This window comes from Kitasatospora sp. NPDC043949, from assembly GCF_056435365.1.
The window spans coordinates 26,400-45,626 of sequence record NZ_JBWKEQ010000011.1; the positions used below are offsets into that span (position 1 = coordinate 26,400).

Annotated in this window: 22 protein-coding genes; 14 read left to right on the top strand and 8 right to left on the bottom strand. The window is 74.4% G+C overall.

Translation table 11 applies throughout. From position 1 onward, the window contains the following. Positions 1–8: 8 nt before the first annotated feature. From AC07AL_RS11645 to AC07AL_RS11655, 3 genes are all read right to left on the bottom strand, one after another. Entirely contained in the window at positions 9–1,145 is a 1,137-nt protein-coding gene (locus AC07AL_RS11645; protein ID WP_478317367.1) for a S1C family serine protease, read from the bottom strand. A gap of 125 nt (positions 1,146–1,270) precedes the next feature. Further along, positions 1,271–2,332: a LacI family DNA-binding transcriptional regulator gene (locus AC07AL_RS11650; protein WP_363632082.1), complete on the bottom strand. Its 1,062-nt coding sequence runs from the start codon at positions 2,330–2,332 to the stop codon at positions 1,271–1,273. Between the two features lie 126 nt (positions 2,333–2,458). Further along, positions 2,459–3,190, bottom strand: a complete 732-nt coding sequence (locus AC07AL_RS11655) for a response regulator transcription factor (protein ID WP_350885162.1) — start codon at positions 3,188–3,190, stop codon at positions 2,459–2,461. Positions 3,191–3,869: 679 nt separating this feature from the next. Between AC07AL_RS11655 and AC07AL_RS11660 the strand changes: the two genes are divergently transcribed. The 7 genes from AC07AL_RS11660 (at position 3,870) to AC07AL_RS11690 (ending at position 8,620) form a co-directional block, all read left to right on the top strand. Continuing rightward, positions 3,870–4,163 carry a MoaD/ThiS family protein gene (locus AC07AL_RS11660; protein ID WP_363586557.1) on the top strand — a complete coding sequence of 98 codons (294 nt, stop codon included), beginning with the start codon at positions 3,870–3,872 and terminating at the stop codon, positions 4,161–4,163. A 5-nt stretch (positions 4,164–4,168) separates the two neighbouring features. Next, complete coding sequence (locus tag AC07AL_RS11665) at positions 4,169–5,545, top strand: hypothetical protein (RefSeq protein WP_363586558.1); 1,377 nt, start codon at positions 4,169–4,171, stop codon at positions 5,543–5,545. Between the two features lie 180 nt (positions 5,546–5,725). Beyond that, a complete protein-coding gene (locus AC07AL_RS11670; protein WP_363586559.1) occupies positions 5,726–6,451 on the top strand; it encodes an LmeA family phospholipid-binding protein in 726 nt (241 codons plus the stop codon). 300 nt (positions 6,452–6,751) lie between these two features. Beyond that, a complete protein-coding gene (locus AC07AL_RS11675) occupies positions 6,752–6,832 on the top strand; it encodes an Ms5788A family Cys-rich leader peptide (RefSeq protein WP_350517234.1) in 81 nt (26 codons plus the stop codon). A gap of 231 nt (positions 6,833–7,063) precedes the next feature. Then, positions 7,064–7,900 (top strand): sulfurtransferase, encoded by an 837-nt coding sequence (locus tag AC07AL_RS11680; protein ID WP_363632085.1) that lies wholly within the window; start codon positions 7,064–7,066, stop codon positions 7,898–7,900. Positions 7,901–7,938: 38 nt separating this feature from the next. After that, a complete protein-coding gene (locus AC07AL_RS11685; RefSeq protein ID WP_030059605.1) occupies positions 7,939–8,229 on the top strand; it encodes a DUF1416 domain-containing protein in 291 nt (96 codons plus the stop codon). 118 nt (positions 8,230–8,347) lie between these two features. Next, complete coding sequence (locus tag AC07AL_RS11690; RefSeq protein WP_350885170.1) at positions 8,348–8,620, top strand: DUF3099 domain-containing protein; 273 nt, start codon at positions 8,348–8,350, stop codon at positions 8,618–8,620. A 3-nt stretch (positions 8,621–8,623) separates the two neighbouring features. Here the strand turns inward: AC07AL_RS11690 and AC07AL_RS11695 are convergent, their stop codons facing one another. Continuing rightward, positions 8,624–8,986 carry a DsrE family protein gene (locus AC07AL_RS11695; protein WP_063348267.1) on the bottom strand — a complete coding sequence of 121 codons (363 nt, stop codon included), beginning with the start codon at positions 8,984–8,986 and terminating at the stop codon, positions 8,624–8,626. 348 nt (positions 8,987–9,334) lie between these two features. On the opposite strand from AC07AL_RS11695, the gene AC07AL_RS11700 reads away from it, so the two are divergent. From AC07AL_RS11700 to ygfZ, 3 genes are all read left to right on the top strand, one after another. Further along, on the top strand, positions 9,335–9,937 hold the full coding sequence (locus tag AC07AL_RS11700; RefSeq protein WP_063348266.1) for a heme-binding beta-barrel domain-containing protein: 603 nt from the start codon (positions 9,335–9,337) through the stop codon (positions 9,935–9,937). Between the two features lie 106 nt (positions 9,938–10,043). Further along, positions 10,044–10,508 (top strand): Fur family transcriptional regulator, encoded by a 465-nt coding sequence (locus AC07AL_RS11705; RefSeq protein WP_363586561.1) that lies wholly within the window; start codon positions 10,044–10,046, stop codon positions 10,506–10,508. Between the two features lie 10 nt (positions 10,509–10,518). Continuing rightward, positions 10,519–11,481: a CAF17-like 4Fe-4S cluster assembly/insertion protein YgfZ gene (ygfZ, locus tag AC07AL_RS11710; RefSeq protein ID WP_363586562.1), complete on the top strand. Its 963-nt coding sequence runs from the start codon at positions 10,519–10,521 to the stop codon at positions 11,479–11,481. Between the two features lie 19 nt (positions 11,482–11,500). Here the strand turns inward: ygfZ and dtd are convergent, their stop codons facing one another. After that, positions 11,501–11,941, bottom strand: a complete 441-nt coding sequence (gene dtd, locus AC07AL_RS11715; RefSeq protein WP_363586563.1) for a D-aminoacyl-tRNA deacylase — start codon at positions 11,939–11,941, stop codon at positions 11,501–11,503. A gap of 500 nt (positions 11,942–12,441) precedes the next feature. Here dtd and AC07AL_RS11720 point away from each other — a divergent pair, with 500 nt between their 5' ends. The 3 genes from AC07AL_RS11720 to AC07AL_RS11730 all read left to right on the top strand — a co-directional run bounded on the left by AC07AL_RS11720 (position 12,442) and on the right by AC07AL_RS11730 (position 14,491). After that, a complete protein-coding gene (locus AC07AL_RS11720; protein ID WP_363632086.1) occupies positions 12,442–13,062 on the top strand; it encodes an RsiG family protein in 621 nt (206 codons plus the stop codon). Positions 13,063–13,136: 74 nt separating this feature from the next. Then, entirely contained in the window at positions 13,137–14,099 is a 963-nt protein-coding gene (locus tag AC07AL_RS11725) for an asparaginase (protein ID WP_363586565.1), read from the top strand. Between the two features lie 182 nt (positions 14,100–14,281). Continuing rightward, complete coding sequence (locus tag AC07AL_RS11730) at positions 14,282–14,491, top strand: dodecin (RefSeq protein WP_063348261.1); 210 nt, start codon at positions 14,282–14,284, stop codon at positions 14,489–14,491. Positions 14,492–14,552: 61 nt separating this feature from the next. Here AC07AL_RS11730 and AC07AL_RS11735 read toward each other — a convergent pair whose 3' ends face one another. Genes AC07AL_RS11735 through AC07AL_RS11745 form a run of 3 tightly spaced genes read right to left on the bottom strand, consistent with a single transcriptional unit; the run spans position 14,553 to position 17,448 of the window. Then, complete coding sequence (locus tag AC07AL_RS11735; protein ID WP_363586566.1) at positions 14,553–15,368, bottom strand: heme ABC transporter ATP-binding protein; 816 nt, start codon at positions 15,366–15,368, stop codon at positions 14,553–14,555. Beyond that, positions 15,365–16,426, bottom strand: a complete 1,062-nt coding sequence (locus AC07AL_RS11740) for a FecCD family ABC transporter permease (RefSeq protein ID WP_363586567.1) — start codon at positions 16,424–16,426, stop codon at positions 15,365–15,367. The genes AC07AL_RS11735 and AC07AL_RS11740 overlap by 4 nt, the downstream gene beginning before the upstream one ends. After that, on the bottom strand, positions 16,423–17,448 hold the full coding sequence (locus AC07AL_RS11745; RefSeq protein ID WP_400808916.1) for a heme/hemin ABC transporter substrate-binding protein: 1,026 nt from the start codon (positions 17,446–17,448) through the stop codon (positions 16,423–16,425). The genes AC07AL_RS11740 and AC07AL_RS11745 overlap by 4 nt, the downstream gene beginning before the upstream one ends. 185 nt (positions 17,449–17,633) lie before the next feature. On the opposite strand from AC07AL_RS11745, the gene AC07AL_RS11750 reads away from it, so the two are divergent. Next, complete coding sequence (locus AC07AL_RS11750; protein ID WP_363632088.1) at positions 17,634–19,184, top strand: HtaA domain-containing protein; 1,551 nt, start codon at positions 17,634–17,636, stop codon at positions 19,182–19,184. The last annotated feature ends 43 nt before the right edge of the window (positions 19,185–19,227 follow it).

Below are 19,227 nucleotides of genomic sequence, written 5' to 3' on the forward strand. Positions count from 1 at the left end.
TGTCCGTCTTACAGGTTCTGGCCGGCCTCCAGTTTCGGCAGAACCTGCTTGATGTCGTTGATCGGGATGGCGAAGCCGAGGCCGACGCTGCCGGCGCTGCTGCCGCCGCCGCCGGCGGTGGAGCTGGCGCCGCTGGGGGCGTACATCGCCGAGTTGATGCCGATGACCTGGCCGTTGGCGTTGATGAGCGGGCCGCCGGAGTTGCCGGGGTTGAGGGCGGCGTCGGTCTGGAAGGCCTTGTAGGTGGTGGTGCTGCCGCTGTTCTGCTGCGGGAGGTTGCCGCGCGTTCCGGGCAGGTTGGGCAGGCCGGGCAGGCTGGGGAAGCCGAAGCCGCCGTTGCTGCTGGTGGTGCCCTCGTCGAGCTGGACGGTGACGTCGCGGTTCTCGGCGCTGATGATGCCGGAGGTGACGGTGCCGGTGAGGCCGTCGGGGTTGCCGATGGCGACGACGGGGTCGCCGACGGCCACGCCGGAGGAGTCGCCGAGGGTGGCGGGGGTGAGGTTCTTGCCGCCGCCGGCGGTGATCACGGCGACGTCGAGGGACTTGTCGGTGCCGGTGACGGTGGCCGCGGAGGTGGAGCCGTCCTTGAAGGTGACGGTGATCTGGCCGCCGTCGGCGGCGGTGTCGATCACGTGGTAGTTGGTGAGGATCCGTCCGCTGGTGTCGAGGATGACGCCGGTGCCGGTGGCGGTGCCGTTGCCGTTCTTGACGGTGATCTGGACGACGCTCGGCGAGACGGCGGCGGCGATGGCCGGCACGTCGGCGCCGCCGTCGGAGCGGGCGGAGACGGGGCTGGCGACGGTGCTGGTGCGGGTGGCGGAGCCGTGCTGCTCGGCGGCGACGAACCCGCCGGTGACGCCGCCGATGACGGCGGCGACCGCGGCGACGGCGGTGACCAGGGCGAGCCGCCCGCGCAGCAGGCCGCGCCGGGTGCGGTTGCCGTGGCCGCCGTGGCCGCCGGGCCGGCCGGCGGTGGGCGGCTCGGGGGGCATGGGCGGGGGCGGGGAGTCGAAGCCGCCGGCCGAGTGGTCCTCGCGGTACCCGTAGGCGGTTGTGGCGGCGCTGCTGCCGAGGACGGTGCCCTCGACCACGCGGGGCTCGTACGGGCCGTACTGCTCGTCGTGGTGCTGCTGCTGTTCGCTCATGCAGACCAAAGTCCGCCTGGTGGATGAGGATGGCATGAGAACCGGCTCAGAAGGGTCCGAGAAGCCCGTTGGGTTCTCATAAAGCCTGGTCAGGCGGTGTGCGGCGGCGGGTGGAGCGGAGTGCGCTACTCCGCTTCCCCGGTCGGGACCGCCGCGGCGCCGCCGCAGCCGCAGGAGCGGCGGATCACCAGGCGGGACGGGAACTTGCGGACCCGCTCGGTGTCCGATCCGGGCACCATCAGCGAGTCGTCGAGCACCAGGTCCACGGCGGCCCGGGCCATCGCATCGCGGTCGGAGGCGACGGTGGTCAGCGGCGGGTCGGCGAGCGCGGCCTCGGGGACGTCGTCGAAGCCGGCCACCGCGAGGTCCTCCGGGACCTTCAGGCCGACCTCGCGGGCGGCCCGCAGCACGCCGATCGCCTGGTCGTCGGTGGAGCAGAAGATCGCCCGCGGCCGGTCCGGCGAGCGCAGTACCCCGAGCGCGACCTCGTACGCGCCGTAGCGGTGGAAGGGCGCGTCGATCAGGTGGGGCTCGGTGGGCAGGCCGTGCGCGTCCATGGCGCGCTGCCAGCCCTCGACGTGGTCGATGACCGGGTCGCCGGGGGCGGGGGACTCGACCGGGCCGCCGAAGCAGGCCACGTACGGGTGCCCGTGTACCTCCAGCAGGTGGCGGACGACGGCCTCGGCGCCGCCCACGTCGTCGGTGACCACCGCGACGTCGTCGATCGCCTCGGGGCGGCGGTGCAGCAGCACGACCTTGGCGCCCTCCATCGCGGCGAACTCCTCGGCGGCGCGCTGCGAGGGGCCCTGGCTGACCAGGATCAGGCCGGAGACGCGCATGCCGAGGAAGGCCCGGACGTAGTGCACCTCGCGGTCGTCCACGTAGTCGGAGTTGCCGATCAGCACGAGCTTGCCGCGCTCGGAGGCGGCCCGTTCCACGGCGTGCGCCATCTCGGCGAAGAAGGGCTGGCGGGCGTCCGGGACGACCATGCCGATCAGGTTGGTCCGGCGGGAGGCCATCGCCTGGGCGACGCTGTTCGGCCGGTAGCCGAGCTGCTCGATCGCGGCGAGGACCTTCTCCCGGGTCGCGGGCGCGACCGGGCGCGGCCCGTTGTTGATGACGTAGCTGACGACCGCGGTCGAGGTACCAGCCAGCCGGGCTACATCGTCGCGCGTCACTTTGGCCACGGGGGGAGTCTACGCGTGTGGCGTGCGCGTCGGCAGTGGGACCTGGGGCTTTCCGGCAGGGCTTTCGGCAGGTGCCGGGGGAGCGAACCGGACAAGCCGGGCGGGGTCGGCCCGCCCGGCCGCCGGTCAGGCCTCCAGCGGCGCCGAGGGGCGCTGGGCGAGCTCCGGGCGCTCGCCCTTCTCCGGCTTCTCCGGGACGACGAAGCGGTAGCCGACGTTGCGCACGGTGCCGATCAGCTGCTCGTGCTCGACGCCGAGCTTGGCGCGCAGCCGTCGGACGTGCACGTCCACCGTCCGGGTACCGCCGAAGTAGTCGTAGCCCCAGACCTCCTGCAGCAGCTGGGCCCGGGTGAAGACCCGGCCGGGGTGCTGGGCGAGGTACTTGATCAGCTCGAACTCCTTGAAGGTGAGGTCGAGCGCCCGGCCCTTGAGCTTGGCGGAGTAGGTGGCCTCGTCGACCGAGAGGTCGCCGTTGCGGATCTCCATCGGGCTGTCGTCGGTGCTGATGTGGAGCCGGCCGAGTGCGAGCCGCAGCCGGGCCTCGACCTCGGCCGGGCCGGCGGTGTCCAGCAGGACGTCGTCGATGCCCCACTCGGCGGTGACGGCGGCGAGGCCGCCCTCGGTCACCACCAGGATCAGCGGGCAGCCGATGCCGGTGGAGCGCAGCAGCTGGCAGAGGCTACGGATCTGCGGCAGGTCGCGCCGGCCGTCGACCAGGATGACGTCCGCACTGGGGGTGTCCACCAGGGCGGATCCCTCGGCGGGGGCCACCCGGACGTTGTGCAGCAGCAGGCCGAGGGCCGGCAGCACCTCCGCGGAGGGTTGCAGAGCGTTGGTGAGGAGGAGGAGAGAACTCATACCCGGTAGTCCCCTTTCCGGGTCGTCGCGGTCGCGTTACGGCTGCCGCCACAGCCGGATGGCGCACGTGCTGAGGGCGGGGGGAGGAGGACGGACGCCCGAGGAGCGCCGGAGGACCGGCCGGTGCGCAGGACGCGACGGCGCACGCGCCGAGGGTCCCGCAACCCCTGGCGCACCGTTTCTGCCCTGTTCATCCCGCGAACCCTCCGGTTTGTTCCGGTCCCGGGCGGCGGCCCGGGTGCCGGGTGGACACCCCGGCCGGCCGGGGCACGTCGTCGTGCCGCGTGGGGCGGGGCGGTTCCCGCGACGCGCCGGGGGTGGGCCGACGAATCGCAAGAATGTCCGTACTGGCGTCCTGAAAGCACAAAAGGACCCGGGGGCGACTCTGCCCGGATCCCTCTTGGACGTCGAGAATAGCCGACGGCCCTCCGCGCCGGGAGGGCTCGAATCCGGCGGTTCGCCCAATCCGGGCGCGCGCCGGGTGAGCCTGGACACAGCTTCGAGCCGTCCTCCGGGCCCCCTCGGCCAGGGCGATTGCCCCTCGTGGCGGCGGACACGCCATCATGGGACGCACATCGGCGGCGCCGTGCGAGTCCATCTTTCGGGTGGTCGGGCGGCCCGGTGGCGAGCCGGACCGGGGCACCGGGGCCGGGCGAGGACGACGAGAAGGGGTGGCCCGATGGGTGCGACCACGGAGCCCGCGAGCGGCGCCCGGGTGCGCGGGACGATCCGCTACTGGGCGGCCGCGAAGTCCGAGGCCGGGCTGGCCGAGGAGCCGTACGAGGCGGTGACCCTGGCGGAGGCGCTGGCACAGGCCAGGCGGCGGCACGCGGACCGGCCGAAGCTCGTCCAGTTGCTCGGGCACTGCTCCTACCTGGTCGACGGCTCCCAGGTCGGCGGCCGGGACCACACGGCCGTGCCCCTCACCGAGGGCGGCACGGTCGAGGTGCTGCCCCCGTTCGCGGGAGGCTGAGCGGCGTGACGGACATGAACAACGCGAACCAGGGCGGCTACGGCGAGTGGCCGCAGCAGCCCCCGCCGCCCCAGCCGCCCTACCGGCATCCGCAGCAGCAGCCCCACCCCCCGTACCCGCAGCCGCCGTACCCGCAGGCCCAGGCGCCGCAGCCGGGGCAGCAGCCGCCGTACGGCTACCCGGGGTACGGTCAGCCGCCGATGGATGACGCGGCGACCACGCTGCTGCCGCCCGTCCCCGCGCTGGACGACGCCACGGCGACCACGCTGCTGCCGCCCGTGCCGCCGATGGACGACGCGGCCACCACGCTGCTGCCGCCCGTGCCCCCGATGGACGACGCGGCCGCGACGACGCTGCTGCCGCCGGTGGTCGTGTCCGGCGCGATGCCGACCGCTCCGCCGGCCTGGACGCCCGCCCCGCCGCCGCCGGCGGCACGGCATGCCGCGCCGCCGCAGGCCCGGCACGCCGCTCCGGCACCGGTCCCGCGGCAGGCGGCCCCGCCGACGGCGCCCCCGCAGCAGGGGCAGGGAGCGCCCGCCCTCGACTCGCCGACCATGACGCTCAAGCGCCCGGTCGCCCCCGGCGGCCCGGCGGGCGCCCCGGCCGCGCCGCCGTACGCGGCCGTCCCGGCGCGGCCCGCGCCGGTGGCACCGCCCGCCGGCCCGCGCGGCCGGACCGGTTCGCCGATCATCGATCCGGGCCTTCAGCCCGCGCTGATCACCGCCGGCGTGGCCGCGCTGCTGGCCGGCGGCGCCGCGCTCGGGCAGGTGGCGCTGGCACTGGTGGTGGCGCTGCTCCAGGTGCTGACGGCGGCCGGCTGGTTCCGGCTGAACGGGATGTGGCCGGCCCGCCAGGGCATCGCGCTCGCCGCGCTGGCCGGGCTGACCGCGGACGCGGCGGTGCTGCTGGCGGACTCCGAGGGCAGCGTGGCGGCGGTGGTCGGCACGCTGGGCGGGTTCTTCCTGCTGGTCCTGGTGCTGCAGACGTTCCGTCCCTCGGACCCGAAGGAGCGGTTCTACGCGCTGACGGTGCTCGGCTCGGCCACGGTGGTGACGGCGCTGTGCACCTCGCTGCTGGTGGCCGACTGGGTGCCGGCCGGGGTGGGCGCGGTCGCGCTGGCCACCGTGCTGGCGGCGGCGCCGTTGCCCGGCCCGAAGCTGCTGGGCCCGGTGCTGGGCCTGGCGGCGGCGGTGCTGCTGGGTCTGCTGGTGGGCGCGCCGCCGGCGCTGGGGGTGCTGGCGGGGCTGGGTGCGCTGGTCGGCCGACGGGTCGCGGCGTACGACTTCCCGTCCCGGTTCGTGCACATGACGGCGGGCGTGGCGCTGCCGCTGGCGGTGGCCTCGCCGCTGATCTGGATCGCCACGGACCTGCTGGCCGGCTGACACCCGGCCGACGACGGCGAGTCCCGCTCCGGAACCATGCTCCGGGGCGGGACGTCGTACGGTCGGGCGGGAACGGCCTTGGCCGGGGCCGCCATGGAACGCCGGGCAGGGAACGCCGGGCGAGGAACACCGGACGAGGACAGCGAACGACGACGGCGACCGGCGACGACGGGGAGTGCGATGCGCGGATGGCTGAAGGCGACGATCGGCCTGGTGGTGCTCTCCGGCCTGCTGGTCGGTGCCGACCGGATCGCGGTCGGGGTGGCCGAGGACCAGGCCGCCGACCGGATGGTGAGCAGCGGCCGGATGAGCCAGCGGCCGGACATCTCGATCGAGGGCTTCCCGTTCCTCACCCAGGCGCTGTCGATGAAGCTGGACGACGTCCGGATCTCCTCCGACGGCCTGACCGTCGGTGACGGCGGCCGCCAGGTGGCGCTGCGCTCCTTCAAGGCCCGGCTGTCCGGCGTCACGGTGAGCGACAGCCTGAGGAGTGCCACGGTGGACAGCGGCACCGGCAGCGGCCTGATCTCGTACGCGGACCTCGCGCAGCTGCTGCCGCCGGCCTCCCAGCTGATGTCGGGGGCGGGCAAGCTGCCGGTGGGCGGCAACACCCGGCTGGCCCTGTCGTACGGCGGGCCGGGCAAGATCAAGGCCGCGCTGGGGCCGGTCGCGGTCGGCGAGGGCTCGGTGCACAGCAGCGGGAGCACCGTCACCGCGGACGGCTTCCAGCTCAGCGCGCTGGCCGGGATGTTCGCCGGGGTCACCGACCAGCGGCTGAAGCCGATGAGCTTCACCCTCGACTCGCTCCCGGCCGGGCTGAAACTGGCCGACAAGGACGGGGCGACGCCGCTGCCGGAGGGCCTGCAGCTGACCTTCGAGGGCAAGGGCGTCAACCTGCTGGGCTGACCGGCCGGTCACTTCCGCTCCCGTGCCGTTCCCTCCCCCCGTTCCCTCCCCCCCGCTCCCTCCCTCCGTTCCTTCCATTTCTTCCGTCTCCTGCGTTCCGCTCCGCGAGACGCGCCGTCCGGTGCCTCTCGCGGAGCGGTGTCGTTTCCGCCCGTTGTGGGCCGCCCGGGGCCGCCGGCCTCGGGCGGGACGGCGGCCCCGCAGGCCATGAAAGGGTCAAATCTCGGTATTCGGGCTATTCAGTCTCGACATTCGGTACGCTGATGACAGCGGGCCTCCGGTGTCCCTAGCATCGTCGACATGAAGCGACAGACGGATCTCACGAAGCGGCGGGCGGTCGACCTGTGCCGCGTGGCCGCCTGTCTGTGTCGAATGCGCTAACTCGGCGTTTTGGCTGGGCAGTTGAAGCCCGCCGCCGATTTTCCCGGTGACCTTGCCCGGCCACCCCGGCCGGCCGTCGCCGCCGCACCCCGCAGCTCCCCGCCGGTCGGCCCGGACCGCCACCCCCGTCCCAGTATTCGGACAGGAATTCGGACCGCAGTCGCCCGGGCACCCAGCAGCACCTCCCGAGCAGAACCTTCCGCACACCGCCCTCGGATGGAGAACACCACCATGAGCCGCAGCGACGTCCTGGTCGACGCCGACTGGGTCCAGGCCCACCTGGACGACCCGAAGGTCGTCATCGTCGAGGTCGACGAGGACACCTCCGCGTACGACAAGAACCACATCCGCAACGCCGTCCGGATCGACTGGAAGCAGGACCTCCAGGACCCGGTCCGCCGCGACTTCATCGACCAGGCCGGCTTCGACGCGCTGCTCAGCGCCAAGGGCATCGCCAACGACGACACCGTCGTGCTCTACGGCGGCAACAACAACTGGTTCGCCTCGTACGCCTACTGGTACTTCAAGCTGTACGGCCACGGTGACGTCCGCCTGCTGGACGGCGGCCGCAAGAAGTGGGAGCTGGACTCCCGCGACCTGGTCGCCGAGGTGCCGGCCCGCGAGGTCACCGAGTACCGGGCGCAGGCCGCCGATTCCTCGATCCGCGCCTTCCGCGACGACGTGCTCGCGGCCATCGGCCAGCTCAACCTGGTCGACGTCCGTTCGCCCGACGAGTTCTCCGGCAAGCTGCTCGCCCCGGCGCACCTCCCGCAGGAGCAGTCGCAGCGCCCCGGCCACGTGCCGAGCGCCCGCAACATCCCGTGGGCCAAGAACGCCAACGACGACGGCACCTTCAAGAGCGACGACGAGCTCAAGGCGCTGTACGAGGCCGAGGGCATCGACCTGGCGAAGGACACCATCGCCTACTGCCGCATCGGCGAGCGCTCGGCGCTCACCTGGTTCGTCCTGCACGAGCTGCTCGGCCAGGAGAACGTCAAGAACTACGACGGTTCGTGGACCGAGTACGGCAGCCTCGTCGGCGTGCCGATCGAGCTCGGCAGCAACTGAGCCCGCGGCTCGACCGTCGTCAGAAGGGAAGACAAGACATGTGCGGTGCGAAGGCCGGCGGCCCGGACCTGGCAGGAGTTGACGTGGCGAACGAGACGATCATCCAGGGTTCGGTGACCCGCGACGGTGAGCCGGTCAACGGCTACGTCCGGCTGCTCGACGAGGGGGGCGAGTTCACGGCCGAGGTGCCCACCTCGGCGACCGGCCAGTTCCGGTTCTTCGCCCGCCCGGGCAAGTGGACCCTGCGCGCGCTGGTGCCGGGCCAGACCGTGGACCGTCAGGTGGTGGCCTCCCAGGGCACCGCCGTCGAGGTCGCGATCGCGGTCTGATCGGTACCCGATCCGCCCGTTCCACCTGAGCCACCCGAACCACCCGATCCGCCTGATCCACGGGCGGAGTGCACCGAGGGCCCTGCCGCGGCAGGGCCCTCGGTCGTACCGTGGAGACGTGCAGACAAGGCGGCGGCGGCATTACTACTTCGCCCTGATGGGCGTCTGCCTGGGCCTGTTCGTGCTGGCCTGGGGCGTGGTGAGGTTCTTCTCCGTGCCCGCCGCCATCGGCATGTGCGTGGTCGCGATGGTGATCCCGCCGGCCGCCGCCGTGTTCGCCAACAAGCGGGACCCGGACGACGACTGGTGGAACGACCCGCGCTGGGACGACCCGAAGTGGGACGAGCCCGGCCACGACCGGGACCGCCCCGACCACGAGGAGCACCCGTAGCCGTCAGTAGACGAGTGCCTGGACGTTGTCCGCCATGATCTCGCTGACGAAGACCTGCGCGCCCGCGATCCGGACGCCCTCGACGGTGTCCTGCTGCACGATCCCCCGGCGGGCCGCACACTGGGTGCACAGCGTCACCGAGCCGCTCGCGAGGATCGCCTCCAGCAGGTCCGGAAGCGGTGCCGCGTGCGGCAGTTCGAACTCCGCCGCCCGCCCCGGCAGGGCGAACCAGGAGGACTCCCCGGTCAGCCAGAGCGAGACCTCGATCCCGCTGGCGACGGCCACCGCCGCGACGGTGAACGCCTGCGAACACCGCTCCGGCGCATCGGCCCCGGCGGTGACCTTGATGACGAGTTTCTTCGACATGGCGCCACCTTAGAGGGCTCGCGGCCCCCGCTCGCCGTCATCCCGGGATCCCTTGGGGAAACCTTGGACGGCGGAGGAGAATCGGCGCGAACGATGACGTGGTGGGGCTCACCGCGACCGGTCGATGACCGGCGGATAGAGTGAGCGGCAGCAAAATCCACCACACTGTCGCCGCCTGGGAGCCACCCGTGTCCGGTCTGGAAATCTTCTTCGACGGTCTGCTGGCCCTCATGGCCGTGCTGATCACCTGGTTCGCCATCTTCTCGGTGATGAAGCTCTACCAGGGCCAGCGCTGATCCTGCCGTACGGTTGAGGCAGCCCACACCGACGACGACAGCGACCAGGAACATGATCGAGATCCCCTCCGACCTCCACAAGGACGTCGTCCCGCTCGCCTTCCTCCTCGGCACCTGGGAGGGCGCGGGCGTCTATGCCCCGTTGCCAGATGAAGAGGGCCCTGGCGCCGAGAAGTGCAACTTCGGCCAGGAGATCGTGATCCGGCACGACGGCCGGCCCTTCCTGGAGTTCCGCTCCCGCACCTGGGTGCTGGACAACGAGGGCGAGAAGGTCCGCCCGCTGGAGAACGAGCACGCGTTCTGGCGCATCACCAGCAACCACGACGGCACCAGCGGCGTCCGCGGGATCGAGATCTCGTCCGTCCGCGACGACGGCACCGTGGAGATCTGGTACGGCGAGCTGGCCGACGGCAAGCCGCAGATCGACGTCTCCACGGACGCGGTCGCCCGGATCGAGGGCTCGCCGGAGTACTCGGGCGGCAAGCGGCTGTACGGCTTCGTCAACGAGGAGCTGCTCTGGGTCGGCGAGAAGGCTGCCCCGAACGTGCCGCTGCGCCCGTACATGTCGGCCCAGCTGAAGAAGGTGCTCAGCCCGGCCCAGCTGATCAAGGACATCAACGACCTGCCGGACGACGGCATCGCGTTCTTCAAGTGAGCCCGGCGCTCCGCTGAGCGGTACGGCTTTCGCGTGAGGTAGGGACCGGCCGCCGGCCGGTCCCTACACTTGCCTCAGGACCCCCGACCTTGGCAGGGACAGCACCGTGGCGGACACCGGCACCACCGACTGGCAGCTCTCCGGCGACTGGAAGGCCGACCTGCGCGAACGCGGCTACCGGCTGACCCCGCAGCGGCAGCTCGTACTCGAAGCCGTCGACCGCCTCGACCACGCCACCCCCGACGAGATCCTCTGCCACGTCCGGCAGACCGCCAGCGGCGTCAACATCTCCACCGTCTACCGGACCCTGGAGCTGCTGGAGGAACTCGGCCTGGTCTCGCACGCCCACCTCGGCCACGGCGCCCCGACCTACCACCTGGCCGGCCGCCACCACCACCTGCACCTGGTCTGCCGGGACTGCGACAAGGTCTCCGAGACCGGCACCGAGATCGCCGAGCCGCTGATCCGCAGCCTGCGCGAACAGCACGGCTTCGACACCGACCTCAAGCACTTCGCCATCTTCGGCCGCTGCGCCGACTGCACCGCCAAGCTCGCGGACGGCCGGTCGTAAGCTGGCCGGTATGAAGAGCCCGCTGCTGAGCCTGCCCGGAGCCGTCCCCGCCGAAGGCGCCGACGAGGGCGTCGCCGCCCACTACGGCGACATCTTCCGCGAGCAACGCAACCTCGCGCGGGGCACGGGCTTCGTGGACCTCTCGCACCGCGGCGTGCTCACCGTCACCGGCCAGGACCGCCTGGCCTGGCTGCACCTGCTGCTCACCCAGCACGTCAGCGCGCTGGCGCCGCAGGAGGCCACCGAGGCGCTGGTGCTCTCCCCGAACGGGCACGTCGAGCACGCGCTCTACCTGGTCGACGACGGCACCACCACCTGGGCGCACGTCGAGCCGGGCACCCAGGAGGCGCTGCTGGGCTACCTGGAGAGCATGAAGTTCTTCTACCGGGTGGAGGTCGCCGACGCGACCGCCGAGTACGCCGTGGTGCACCTGCCGGCGGGCTCCACCGCCTCCGTCGAGGGCGCCGCGGCGGTGCGCGAACTCCCGTACGGGCGCGACCTGTTCGTGCCGCGCGCCGAGCTGGCGAAGCTGACCGCCGGGTACGGCCCGGCGGCGGGGGTCTGGGCGTACGAGGCGCTGCGGATCGAGGGCCACCGGCCGCGGCTGGGCTTCGAGACCGACCACCGGACCATCCCGCACGAGGTGGACTGGCTGCGCACCGCCGTCCACCTGCAGAAGGGCTGCTACCGCGGACAGGAGACCGTCGCCCGGGTGCACAACCTGGGCCGGCCGCCGCGCCGCCTGGTCTTCCTGCACCTGGACGGCACCGAGGAGACGCTGCCCCCGCACGGGACGCAGGTGCGGCTGGCCGCGGAGCCGGACGGGCGCCCGCTCGGCTTCGTCACCTCCTCGGCCCGCCACCACGAGCTGGGGCCGATCGCGCTGGCGATCGTCAAGCGGAACGTCCCGGTGGACGCGGTGCTGCTGGCCGGGACGGTGCCGGGCACCCAGGACGTGATCGTCCCGCAGTAGCCCGTGCGCCCGGCTGCGGTCAGACCTCCACGAGGACGGTGAACGGGCCGTCGTTCACCAGCGCCACCTGCATGTCGGCGCCGAACCGGCCCGTCTCCACCTTGGCGCCGAGCGCGCGCAGTCGGGCGACCACCTCGTCCACCAGGGGCTCGGCGACCGGGCCGGGGGCGGCGGCGTTCCAGGTCGGGCGGCGGCCCTTGCGGGCGTCGCCGTAGAGGGTGAACTGGCTGATCACCAGCAGCGGGGCCCCGAGGTCGGAGCAGGACTGCTCGACGCCCTCGTCGTCGGCGGGCAGCAGCCGCAGCGTCCACAGCTTGCGGGCCAGCTGGGCGGCCTTGGCCGGGGTGTCCTCGTGGGTGACGCCGACCAGGACGCAGAGTCCGGGCCCCTCGATCGCGCCGACGGTCTCTCCGGCCACGGTCACCCTGGCCTCGGTCACTCGCTGCACCACTGCTCGCATGCCGCCATTGTGCCGGAGGCCCGGGGCGTGCCCGACGGGCACCCGGCGCCGTGCCCGACGGGCACCCGGGGCGTGCGGGAGGGGCGCGTGTACAGGTGGTGCACGCTGGGTGGTGCGCGCCTGCGCGGGGTCGGGCGCCGCTCTTCCTGCGGAAAGGTCCGGTCATATCAGCCACCCCCGTTCGCCAGGGGGCCGTTCGGGTGCACGGGCGGTGCGCCCGCGCCGGGCGGGGTGGCACGCTGGTGGACCGTACGGAGGGCCCGGCGCGCCATATGGTCCGCCGCACCGGGCCGGGCTCGGCCGGGCGGTCGAGCCCGTAGGTCAGGCGTTCTGGCGGCATCGCCCCGGTGGGTGGTTCCGGCCGGGAACCGGAACCTTCGGGGGCGGCCGGGCGTGCCAACGGACGGGACGCGTGAGCCCGTCGGGGGACGGGCCGGACCGGCGGCAGGGACGCAGTGCCGCGAGCGGGCGGGATCGGACGACGGCAGGTGGGTTGGTTGATGGACGCGAGCAGCGCGGCGTGGGACCGGTCCGGGCACGTGGCGGAGGTCGCCGGGGGCGCCGGGGCCCTGGGCACGGCGATAGAGCCCGATCTGGAGCGGCTGGGCCTGGACCAGCTGCGGATCCTGCGCCGGGAGACCCTGGAGCAGGAGGCCGACCTCTCCTACCTGCGGCGGCTGCTGCACGGGCGGATGGACATCCTGCGCGCCGAACTCGACCGCCGGCCCGGCGGTCCGGTCCGGGCGGCCGGGCCGGCCGGGGCGGGCGGCGCCGACGGGCCCCCCGGCGACCTGCTGGACCGCCTCCCGGCCATCCTGACCGACGCGCCCTCCACCGTGCGGCGCTCGGCCCGGCACGTCACGCTCGGGCCGCCGCGCGGCCACGAGTCCCAGCTGGAGGCGGCCGAACTGATGGGGGACGTCCAGCTCGCCGACCTGGCCGCGCACCCGGCGGAGGAACTGCTGGCCGCGCTGGAGCGGCTGCGCGCGCACGAGCGCGAGGTGTCCGGGCGGCGGCAGCGGCTGCTGCGGACGGCCGACGGTTGCAGCGCGGAGATCACCCGCAGGTACCGTGATGGGGAAGCACGGGTCGAGGACCTGCTCGCAGGGGGGCCGCTCTGACCGGGTGAGGTACCACGGGCGGGCGGGGCCCGGCTCGCCCCCCGGTCCACCCTCACCCCCGGAAGGCTCCCGCCATGTCCCAGTCCGCCACCCCGCCCGTCGTCCTCGCCGAGGTCATACGCTCGGGCTTCACCGAGGGCCGCCACCACGGCTCCCTGGTGCTGCTCGCCGCCGACGGCTCGGTGGAGTTCGCGCTCGGCGACCCCGACGCGCCGGTCTTCCCCCGGTCGACCGCCAAGCCGTTCCAGGCGGTGGCCACGCTGCGGGCCGGGCTGGCGATCGAGGGCGAGCTGCTGGCGCTGGCCGCCTCCAGCCACTCCGCGGAATCGTTTCACCTCGACGGTGTCCGGACCATCCTGAGCTCCGCGGGGCTCGACGAGTCCGCCCTGCGCACCCCTGCCGACCTCCCGCTCGACGAGACCGAGGCGGAACTGCTGCTCGGCTCCGGCGGCCGCCGCGCCCCCGTCCTGATGGACTGCTCCGGCAAGCACGCCGGCTGGCTGGCCGCCTGCGTCGCCAACGGCTGGGACACCGCGAGCTACCTCGACCCCGGGCACCCGATCCAGCGGCTGGCCCGCGAGGCCCTGGAGGAGGGCACCGGCGAGACCGCCACGCACGCCGGGGTGGACGGCTGCGGCGCGCCGCTGCTGGCCGTCACGCTGACCGGCCTGGCACGCGGCTACCGCGGCCTGGTGCTGGCCGCCGAGGGCACGGCGCCCCGCCGGGTGGCCGACGCGATGCGCGCCCACCCCGAGTACGTGGCCGGCACCCGCCGGGCCGACACCTGGCTGATGCGGGCCGTCCCCGGCGCGCTGTCCAAGATGGGCGCCGAGGCCGTCCAGGTGGTGGCGCTGCCGGACGGGCGGGCGCTCGCCTTCAAGATCGACGACGGCGGCGAGCGGGCCCGCGGTCCGGTGCTGGCGGCCGCGCTGCGCCGGCTCGGGGTGACCGGCGCGGACGAGACCGTCGAGCGGATCGGGGCGGCCCCGCTGCTGGGCGGCGGTGCCCCGGTCGGGCAGGTGCGGGCGGCCTTCTAGCGGCCTCCGCGGCCTCCCTCGGCCGCCCCGGGGTGCGCCGGCGGCCTCCCCGGGGCCTGCCAGGGGCCTGCCGGCGGCCTTCCAGGGGATGCGGGGAGGCCGGAGGCGGCCGTCGGCGTGCGGGCGGAGCGGCGGCGGTGCACGGTGGACCGGGGGCCGTCGCACAGCTGAGGGAGTCCGCCATGACTGACCACGTGTACCGGGTGACCGAGATCGTCGGATCCTCGACCGAGAGCGTCGACGCCGCGATCCGCAACGGGGTGGAGCGGGCCTCCCGGACGCTGCGCAACCTCGACTGGTTCGAGGTGACGCAGGTCCGGGGCCACCTGGAGGACGGCGGGGTGAAGCACTACCAGGTCGGGCTGAAGCTCGGCTTCCGGCTGGAGGACTGAGCCCGCTTCCGCGGCCCGCCCAGGCCCGTCCGCAGCCCCGCCGCGCCGGCCCCGCGCCCGGTCAGCGTTCGGGCAGCACCAGCGGCACCCCGGTGCGCGGGTGCGCCAGCACCTCGACCGGGTGGCCGTACACCTCGCTGAGCAGCGGGGCGCGCAGCACCTCGGCGACCGGCCCGTCCGCGACCGTCGCCCCGGCGTTCAGCAGTACCACCCGGTCCGCGTAGGCCGCCGCCAGGGACAGGTCGTGCAGCACCACGACCACGCCGTCCCCGGCGGCGGCGCGTTCCCTGGCGACCCGCAGCACCAGCTCCTGGTGGCGCAGGTCCAGGGCGGCGGTCGGCTCGTCCAGGAGCAGCAGCGACGCGCGCTGGGCCAGCACCCGGGCCAGTGCCACCCGGGCCCGCTCGCCGCCGGACAGCGCGGTGAACGGGCGCCCGGCGAAGGCGGCGGACTCGGTGGCGGCCATCGCCTCGGCGACCACGGCCTCGTCCTCGGCGGCGGACGCCGTGCCGGTCCAGGGGGCGCGGCCCATCCGGACCACCTCGTCGGCGGGGAACGGGAAGGACAGCGCGGCGGACTGCGGCAGCAGCGCGCGGTGCAGGGCGAGCTCGGCGGCGCCGTAGCCGGCCAGCGGGCGGCCGCGCAGCCGGACCTCGCCGCCGTCCGGCCGGACGTCGCCGGCCAGGACGGACAGCAGGGTGGACTTGCCGGCGCCGTTCGGCCCGAGCAGCGCGACCACCTCTCCGGCGGCGACCCGCACCGACGCGCCGTCCAGCAGGGCGCGCCCGCCGATGGTCAGCCGGACGGTCTCGGCGGTCAGCAACTCGGTTCCGGGCAGGGGCCGTTCGGGCACCTGCCGGGGGGTTCGCAATCTCATGCCCAGCCTCCCTGCCGACTCCTGGTCCGGCGCAGCAGCCAGAAGAAGAACGGACTGCCGATCAGTGCGGTGAGCACCCCGAGCGGCAGCTCGGCCGGCTCGGCGACGGTGCGGGCGGCGAGGTCGGCGGCCACCAGGACCAGCGCGCCGCCGAGCGCCGAGGCGGGCAGCAGGAAGCGGTGGCCGGGCCCGGCCAGCATCCGCAGCAGGTGCGGGACGACCAGCCCGACGAAGCCGATGATGCCGCTGACCGCGACGGCCGCGGCGGTGAGCAGCGCGACGACGGTGATCAGCACCAGCCGCATCCGCTCGACGTCCACCCCGAGGTGGCGGGCCGGGCGTTCGCCGAGGGCCAGCAGGTCCAGCTTGCGGGCGTACAGCGGGGCGACGGCCAGGCCGACGGCGGCGAACGGCAGGACGGCGAGCACCTTGCCCCAGGTGGCCTGGGAGAGCGAGCCGAGTTGCCAGAAGGTGACCTGGCTGATCGCGGCGGAGTCGGCGGTGAACAGGAAGATCCCGATCAGCGCGCCGCAGAAGGCGTTCACGGCGACCCCGGTGAGGATCAGCGTGACCACCTCGGTGCGGCCGCCGGAGCGGGCCATCAGGTACACCGCGAAGACGGTCAGCAGGCCGCTGGCGAAGGCGAAGGCGGTGATCGTCCAGCTGCCGAGGGCGTCCAGGCCGAGCACGATGCAGGCCACCGCGCCGACCGCGCCGCCCGAGGAGACGCCGATCACGGCGGGCTCGGCCAGCGGGTTGCCGAACACGCCCTGCATCAGCGCCCCGGCGCAGCCGAGCGAGCCGCCGACGAGCAGGGCGAGCACCACCCGGGGGAGCCGGACGTTCCACAGCACCGACTCGGGCACCCGGTCCAGGGCGTGCCCGCCGAGGCCGAGCCGGTGGGCGGCGGAGGCCAGGATGTCACCGAGCGGGATGCGGTAGGCGCCGATGCCGGCGGCGAGCAGGGCGCAGAGCACCAGGGCGGCGGCGAGCCCGGCGGTGATCAGGGTGGTCCTGCTGACGGCGGGCGCGGTCTTCGCCCGTACGGCGGTGGTCACTTGGCGTCCGCCGGGTAGAGCTGGGCGGCGATCTCGCGGAGCACCTGGGGGGTGCGCGGGCCGTAGCTGAGCAGTTGGCCGTCCTCGATCGAGACGATCCGGCGGTCGAGGCCGGCCGGGGTCTGGGCGACGCCGGGCAGCTTGAGCAGGCCGTCGACGCCGCCGACCGAGTCCAGGCCCTTGCTCATCACGAGGATGGCGTCGGGCGCGGCCTTGACCAGGGCCTCGCTGGTGAGCGGGGTGAAGTCGCCGGTGAGGCCGGCGGCGGTGCCGGCGTCCTGGCCGCCGACCGCCTCGATCAGCGAGCCGGCGCCGGAGGCGGGCCCGCCGAGCAGGTAGACGGAGGCGCTGCCGCGCAGGTAGAGGAAGGCGACCTTGGGGTGGCGGGCGGCGGCCGGGGCGGCGGCCCTGGCCTCGTCGATCCGCTGTTCGGTGCGTTCCTTCAACTGCCGTCCGGCGTCCGGGACTCCGAGGGCGGCGGCGACGGTGTCGATGCGCGGGCCGACGTCGGCGAGCCGCTTGGCGTCGTCCAGGACGAGCAGCGGGACGCCGGCCGCGCGGATCTGCGCGATGGCCTCGGCCGGGCCGGTGGAGCGGTCGGCGAGGACGACGGTGGGGTGCAGCGACAGCACGCCCTCGGCGGACACGTCGTGGGCCTGGGTGATCACCGGCAGGGCGGCGGCCTGCTGGAAGGTGGTGGAGACGTCCCGGGCGACCACCTTGGGGCCGAGGCCGAGGCTGAACACCAGCTCGGAGAGGCTGCCGTTGAGCGGGATGATCCGCTCGGCGCTGGTGACGGTGACCTGGCGGCCGTCGACGGAGGCGGTGGTGGCCGGGAGCTGCGGGACGGGCTCGACGGGCAGCGGTTCGACCGCGTCGGGGGCCCGGGAGGAGCTCGCCGCGGCCGCTCCGCCGGCGGTGCCGGACGGGCCGCAGGCGGTGAGGGCGAGCAGCAGGCCGAGGGCGAGCAGCAGGAGGGCGGGCCCGCGGGCCGCCCCGGTTCGGATCGTACTGCTGCTCAACGCGCTTCCCTTCACTGGGAGTTGTCGCCGCTCTGGTCCTGGTGGAGGGGTCGCGGCGGGACTCTTGACTCATATATTAGGTTAGCCTTACCTGAGTTCCGCAAGGGGGTCGGCGCCACGCCCGACCCCTCCCTTGCCGCGTCCTTCACCGCCACTGACCGCACCTCGCCGAGGAGTGATCCGCCGTGCCCCTGTCCAGCCGGCTCCGCCGTCTGGCCGCCACCCTGGTGGCCGCCCTCGCCGCCCTGCTGGCGGTGGGCCTGTCGCCCGGCCCGGCGCACGCGGCGGAGGGCAAGGTCGCCGGCGGACGGCTGGACTGGGGCATCAAGCAGTCCTTCCTGACATACATCACCGGGCCCATCGCCAAGGGGAGTTGGACGCTCAACGGCGGCGCGGCCACGGTCGGCGGCAGCACCTTCCGGTTCCACTCCGCGACCGGCGGCTACGACCCGGCGACCGGTGCGCTGACCGCCGCCTTCTCCGGCGGGGTCCGGTTCACCGGGCACCAGGAGAACGGCGCCAACGCGCTCGACCTGAGCCTCGGCCGGCTCACCGTCCGGGCCGTCCAGGGCGGCGCGGCCGGGCTGTACGCCGACGTCAGCAGCAAGTCCAAGGACACCGGGCAGGTCAGCAGCGCGAGCCAGGCCAAACTGGCCGAGCTCTCACTGGCCGGCGTCGACCTGCGCGGCGCGGCCGGCACCCTGACGCTCAGCAACGTGCCGGGCACCCTCACCGACGCCGGGGCCAAGGCCTTCGGCAACTTCTACCCCGCCGGGACGGCCCTGGACCCGCTCACCCTCTCGGTCAACCTGCCCGCCGCGCAGCCGACTTCGTCGACCCCGTCGCCGACCGCCGCGGCCACCCCCTCGGCGGCCGCCGTGCCGACGCCGTCGGCGACCGCCGAGACCCCGACCGCCCCGCCCGTCGCCCAGGCCCCCGCCCGGACCGAGTTCGCGAACGGCGCCCTCGACTGGGGCGTGCGCCGCACCTTCCGCGACTACGTCACCGGCGCGATCGCCCAGGGCCGCTGGGAACTCGGCGCCGGCGCGGCGGACGGCGGCGCCTACTTCCGCTGGACCCCGGCCAAGGGCGGCTACGACCCCGCCAACGGCGACCTCACCGCTGCCTTCACCGGCACCGTGCGCTTCACCGGCCTGCGCAGCGGCGACACCTACGGCCTGGACCTCACCCTCGCCAACCCGGGCGTCACCGTGGCCGGAGGCCAGGGCCGACTGGTCGCGGACGTCTCCGGCCGGACCCCGGACGGCGCCACCCAGCAGCTCACCGGCGTCGAGCTGGCCGCCTTCGACCCGGCCGGCCTCAAGCCCGAGGGCGGCCTGCTGAAGGCCGTCGAGGTGCCGCTGAAGCTCACCGAGGGCGGCGCCAAGGCCTTCGGCGGCCTCTACCCGGCCGGCACCGAGATGGACCCGCTGAGCTTCGCCGTCGCGCTCGACCCGGCCGCCGCGCTGCCCCCGCTGCCCGACCTCGGCAGCGCCCCGGCCACCGCGCCGAGCGCCACCGCGACCCCCGCCACCGGCCCCTCCGCCGCGCCCGTCGCCGCCGCCTCCTCCCCGGGCGGCTTCCCGGTGGCGGCCGTGGCCGGCGGCGCCGTGCTGGTGGCCGCGCTCGCCGTGACCGGCGGCCTGCTCGTCCGGCGCCGCCGCGCGGCCGCCGCGTCGGGCGCGGGCGCCGACGGCGGCCCCGGTGCCGCGCCGGGCCCCGGCGACGCGGCCTGACACCCCGGAGCGTCCCCCCGCTCCCTCCCCCCGCCCCATCCGA